This window comes from Hydrogenophaga aromaticivorans (genome assembly GCF_013387465.1).
Taxonomy (GTDB): domain Bacteria; phylum Pseudomonadota; class Gammaproteobacteria; order Burkholderiales; family Burkholderiaceae_C; genus Hydrogenophaga; species Hydrogenophaga aromaticivorans.
Window position 1 is genome coordinate 1 of record NZ_VYGV01000010.1, and the last position, 1,190, is coordinate 1,190.

The window sequence follows — 1,190 nt, forward strand, 5'->3', positions numbered from 1 at the left end:
TGTCGGAGCCATAACCACCGTCGAGCCAGTCGTTGCCGGCACCGCCGTCAAGCACATCGTTGCCGTCGTTGCCCACGATGGTTTCATTCCCACCTGCACCCTGCAGGTAGTCGGCCTGCCAGGAGCCACCCAGGAAATCTTGTCCGGGCATGGCTGGCATGAACGCCATGGACAGCTGCGGGAACTGTGCCGAATTCCAGACTGTGCCGTCGCTGAACAGCACCTCGTTGATGCCATCGAGCTGGAAGCGCAGCTCATCGTTCGAGCCCAGCAGGCGCAGTACAAAGCCACTGGGGATGTACTGCTCCGTCAGCGGATCGGGTCCACCCTCGCTCCAGAACAGGGCCACCTGGTCCGGGCCGATGCCCGGCGCGACGACGATGCGGTTGCTGTCCTGGTAGTTGGCAAAGTCCAGAACGGTGTCGGAGCCTCCTCCGGCCTTGAGCACATAGGTGTCGGAGCCGTAGCCGCCGTCGAGCCAGTCGTTGCCGGCGCCACCGTCAAGCACATCGTTGCCGTCGTTGCCCACGATGGTTTCATTCCCACCTGCACCCTTCAGGTAGTCGGCACCCCAGGAGCCACCCACAAACATCTGGCCGGGCATAGCTTCCATGAACGCCTTGGACCGTTGCGGGAACTCGGCTGCGCTCCAGGTGCTGCCGTCGCTGAACAGCACCTCGTTGATGCCATCGGGCTGGAAGCGAATCTCATCATTCGAGCCCAGCAGGCGCAGCACAAAGCCACTGGGGACGTACTGCCCCGTCAGCGGGTCAGGCCCACCCTCGTTCCAGAACAGGGCCACCTGATCCGGGCCGATGCCGGGTGCGACGACGATGCGGTTGTTGTCCTGGTAGCCGGCAAAGTCGATGACCGTGTCGGAGCCTCCTCCGGCCTTGAGCACATAGATGTCGGAGCCATAGCCACCGTCGAGCCAGTCGTTGCCAGCGCCGCCGTCAAGCACATCGTTGCCGTCGTTGCCCAACAAGGTCTCGTTGCCGGAGCCACCCTGCAGGTAGTCGGCCTGCCAGGAGCCACCCAGGAAATCTTGTCCGGGCATGGCTGCCATGAACGCCATGGACAGCTGCGGGAACTGCGCCGAATTCCAGACCGTGCCATTGCCGAACAGCACCTCCTGGACCGCATCGGGCTGGAAGCGAATCTCATCATTCGAGCCCAGCAGGCGCAGCACA

1 protein-coding gene is annotated in these 1,190 nt (G+C 63.4%); it reads right to left on the minus strand.

What is annotated here, in order from left to right; genetic code table 11:
* On the minus strand, positions 1 to 1,190 hold a 1,190-nt coding region (locus tag F3K02_RS12395), incomplete at both ends, for a calcium-binding protein (protein WP_281362782.1).